Source organism: Emticicia sp. (genome assembly GCF_049241225.1).
In the GTDB taxonomy this organism is placed as follows: domain Bacteria; phylum Bacteroidota; class Bacteroidia; order Cytophagales; family Spirosomataceae; genus Emticicia.
Genome location: NZ_JBMLRC010000146.1, coordinates 1 through 3,858, shown reverse-complemented (window position 1 = coordinate 3,858; position 3,858 = coordinate 1). Strand labels below are relative to the sequence as shown.

Annotated in this window: 5 protein-coding genes; 2 read left to right on the top strand and 3 right to left on the bottom strand. The window is 37.9% G+C overall.

The genetic code is table 11. The features are described 5' to 3' along the window. The 3 genes from ACOVO2_RS08845 to ACOVO2_RS08835 all read right to left on the bottom strand — a co-directional run. The coding region (locus tag ACOVO2_RS08845) for a hypothetical protein (RefSeq protein ID WP_421769610.1) at positions 1-353 on the bottom strand (353 nt) is incomplete at its 3' end. Positions 354-389: 36 nt separating this feature from the next. Beyond that, entirely contained in the window at positions 390-896 is a 507-nt protein-coding gene (locus tag ACOVO2_RS08840; RefSeq protein WP_421769609.1) for a GbsR/MarR family transcriptional regulator, read from the bottom strand. A 54-nt stretch (positions 897-950) separates the two neighbouring features. Beyond that, positions 951-1,493 (bottom strand): GNAT family N-acetyltransferase, encoded by a 543-nt coding sequence (locus tag ACOVO2_RS08835; protein WP_421769608.1) that lies wholly within the window; start codon positions 1,491-1,493, stop codon positions 951-953. A 103-nt stretch (positions 1,494-1,596) separates the two neighbouring features. Here ACOVO2_RS08835 and ACOVO2_RS08830 point away from each other — a divergent pair, with 103 nt between their 5' ends. Next, the gene (locus ACOVO2_RS08830; protein WP_421769607.1) at positions 1,597-2,802 is read left to right on the top strand and encodes a bifunctional 3,4-dihydroxy-2-butanone-4-phosphate synthase/GTP cyclohydrolase II; all 1,206 of its coding nucleotides are present in this window, start codon (positions 1,597-1,599) and stop codon (positions 2,800-2,802) included. 217 nt (positions 2,803-3,019) lie between these two features. Then, on the top strand, positions 3,020-3,858 hold an 839-nt coding region (locus ACOVO2_RS08825), incomplete at its 3' end, for a carboxypeptidase regulatory-like domain-containing protein (protein ID WP_421769606.1).

Below are 3,858 nucleotides of genomic sequence, written 5' to 3'. Positions count from 1 at the left end.
GAACTCGGAGCAATTATTTTTCTATTAAAAGAGATGAATTTGTATAGTTTTCGTAGAAAAAACTCAACAACTATGTTTTTTAAGATGGGTTTTAGAAATGAGAAACTATGGGTAATTATATACACTAAAGCATCCAGTCCGTACAGTGCTTCTTGGGTTTGAGTATTGTAAAAAGCAATTTCGTTACGTGCTTTGTTCATGTCAACGCTATTGCTTACTGAAGTATCAATCGTCTGATACGGACTGCAAGTTCCTTGCTCAATCATGCCTGTCTTTTCAAACGCACCTCCATAAAGTTGACACATCGGACAATCTTTATCAATTAGAAGTTTATAATTATTTAAAGTTCTCATAATTTCAAGAATTTATGAAAGTTTGTGATAAAAAAATTAACTAATCATTTTCAGAACATTTTTAAGAAGAGCGTTCTTCTCTACTTTTAGTAATAACTCGCTCATTGCATCCATCTGCTCGATAAAACTATTGAGTTCGGTAAGCATATTTTTTATGTGTACTTGTTCGCTATCTTTGGCATCAGTTGTTGAGTTAAGCAGGGCTTTTACGGTTTGTTTAGCAGGCATAATCTCACGCTTTTTTCGCTCGGTAATAATTCGGGTAGCAATTTGCCAAATATCGTGTTCGGCAATAAAATATTCCTTTCTATCGCCTGGTTTTGTTTGTTTATAGATAAGATTCCAGTTGACAAGCTCTCTTAAAACCATATTTACATTACCTCTCGAAAGCTGTAGTTGTTGCATAATATCTTCAGTACTAAGTTCCGAATTACTCAATAACATAAGAGCATGAACTTGTGCGGTTGAGCGGCTAATCCCCCACGATGTACCAAGTACTCCCCATGCCTGAACAAACTGTGTTTTTATTTCATCTGTTTTCATACGCAAATATATATAAATAAAAAATAAACTTCCAAGAATTTGTGAAAGTTTGTTTTATTCCAACTCCAAAATCATATCAAAATTATCAATTCCTTTGTTTACAAACTTTCCAATTGTCCGAAAGCCTTGTTTAGAATAATAATTGATGGCCTTTTCATTACTGGCTTGCACACCTCCCCACAAAATCACTCGTTTTATTCCTGTGCAGCGTAAATCATTTTTTATAAAGTCAAACAGGAGTTTTCCCAAGCCTTTACCTTGCCACGCATCTGCCACTGATGGTGCAAAAGTGCAGTCGGTTGTTGGTTGAAGCTGAAGTTGATAGGCTTCAAGTCGTAGTTTATCTTTTGGAACATAACCTAATTTAATGATAGCATACGCAACGATTTCTTTTGAGTAGCTATCGTCAATGATAAAGCCTGTATTACGGTTTTCGGTAGCATAGAAAAGCTTGATTGTGGGTAAATAAAAAGCATGAGGAGCAAATCTACTGCGAGTGGCGAAACTTAGTTTTTCTAAATAAAAGAGCAAGTTGTCAAAATCTGTGCTTTCAAGTTGCCGAACAATCATGGTTTTATTTGTGTTTACTTCACTCATTGGAATTATATTTTTGAGTCAATTTCTTTAAATTCCTTTACCTTTGCAAATCTTTTGTACAACAAAACTGTTCTCTGAAAAAAGACATAAACATACTAAATAGATGAAATTAGACCGCATAGAAGATGCAATCGAAGCAATTCGTAATGGAGAGATAATCATCGTAGTTGATGACGAAGACCGTGAGAATGAAGGTGATTTTATATGTGCTGCCGAAAAAACTACGCCCGAAATGGTTAATTTCATGGTGAAAGAGGGTAGAGGCTTAATGTGTACACCTCTTACTCGTAAGCGTTGTGAAGAACTCGAATTAGATATGATGGTGGGCAAAAATACGGCCCAACACGAAACCGCTTTTACGGTTTCAGTCGATTTACTGGGCAATGGTTGTACGACTGGTATTTCGGCCAGCGACCGTGCCAAAACCATTCAGGCACTCGTAAATCCTGCCACTAAACCCGAAGATTTGGGTCGTCCAGGGCATATTTTTCCGTTGCGTGCAGCCGAAGGTGGCGTAATTCGTCGTTCTGGCCACACCGAAGCTGCTATTGATTTGGCCGTTTTGGCTGGGCTTCAACCCGCAGGTGTTTTGATTGAAATTCTCAACGAAGACGGCACAATGGCACGCTTGCCGCAATTATTTGAAATTGCCAAGAAGTTTAACCTTAGATTAGTGAGTATCAAAGATTTGATTGAGTATCGTCTCGAAAAAGAATCTTTGATAAAGCGTGAAATAGGTGTAAATATGCCAACCGAATGGGGTAATTTTGATATGGTGGCTTTTCGCCAGCTTGATAACGACCAACTGCATTTAGCACTTATCAAAGGTACTTGGGAAGAAGACGAACCCGTGATGGTGCGTGTGCATTCTTCGTGCGTAACGGGTGATATTTTTGGTTCGTGTCGATGCGATTGCGGGCCGCAGCTTCATGCTTCAATGGAAATGGTAGAAAAAGCAGGTAAAGGCGTTATATTATATATGAATCAAGAAGGACGCGGAATAGGATTGTTGAATAAACTAAAAGCTTATAAATTGCAAGAAATGGGACGTGATACCGTAGAAGCGAATCTCGAATTAGGCTTCAAGATGGATGAGCGTGACTATGGAGTGGGAGCTCAAATTTTGAGAAATTTAGGAATCAAAAAAATGAAACTGATTTCGAATAATCCTAAAAAGAGAGCGGGTTTAATTGGTTATGGTTTGGAAATAGTTGATTCTATTCCGATCGAAATTCCAGCAAATCCTCATAACATTGCATATTTGCAAACCAAACGAGATAAAATGGGACATAAAATTATGGGTTCTTAAAAATATTAGGCACGCATAACAATTTCTTAACGATTAGAAATTGAATTTTATCAATATTTTTCATTAAAAATCCTATAAAAACTTGTTTTTCAAGCACTTACCAAAATAAAAAGGGTGGGTGCTTGTTTTTTTTAGAGAAAAATTTTAAGACCTTTGTCACGGAAATTAAAAACCACTAATGATTTTTACTTCAAACATTTCTAACTCCAAAAAAAACATGATGCGAAAATTTACTTTCGGGCGACGCTTCGCTATGCAGACAGCGTTTAGCCTTTTTACAGTAATGTTATTTGCTTTACAAGGCTTTGCACAGGTGACAACCTCTTCTATTAGCGGTTTGGTAGCAGACGCTAAAGGCGAAGGTTTACCAGGTGCAACGGTTGTTGCAGTTCACGTACCGTCTGGTACTAAATATGGTACAGTTTCAAACTCTGCTGGTCGTTATATACTTCCTTCTGTTCGTGTAGGTGGGCCATACAAAGTTACGTTTACATTTGTTGGTTACAAAGAAGCAGTCAAAGAAGGTATCATCACAAGCTTAGGTTCTTCTGCTAACGTTGACGTTAAATTAGATGAAGCAGGTACATTCCTTGATGAAATCAAAGTGACTTCAGGACGTTCGGATATTATTTCATCGAGCCGTACGGGTGCTTCTACAACTTTAGGGTTGAATGCTGTTAATAGCTTACCTACAATCGGTCGTACTATTGACGATATTACTAAATACAATGCTTATAGCAATGGTCGTTCGTTTGCTGGTCAAGATAGCCGTTTGAATAACTTCACTATTGATGGCTCGGTTTTCAATAATGGTTTTGGTTTGGGTAACTCAGCACAAGCAGGTGGACGTACGGGTACAACTGCCGTATCTCTTGATGCGATTGAGCAAGTACAAATCAACATTGCTCCTTATGACGTTCGTCAATCAGGTTTTGCTGGTGCAGGTATCAACGCCGTAACTCGTTCAGGAACTAACGACGTAACAGGTTCGGTATATTTCCTCACAAGAGGAAGTGACATGGTTGGTAAAAAAGCTGACGGTAGAGATTTACCAAC

Coding starts and splice junctions, on each gene's coding strand:
- ACOVO2_RS08830 (WP_421769607.1), top strand. CDS start 1,597: ATGAAATTAGACCGCATAGAAGATGCAATCGAAGCAATTCGTAATGGA.
- ACOVO2_RS08840 (WP_421769609.1), bottom strand. CDS start 896: ATGAAAACAGATGAAATAAAAACACAGTTTGTTCAGGCATGGGGAGTA.
- ACOVO2_RS08835 (WP_421769608.1), bottom strand. CDS start 1,493: ATGAGTGAAGTAAACACAAATAAAACCATGATTGTTCGGCAACTTGAA.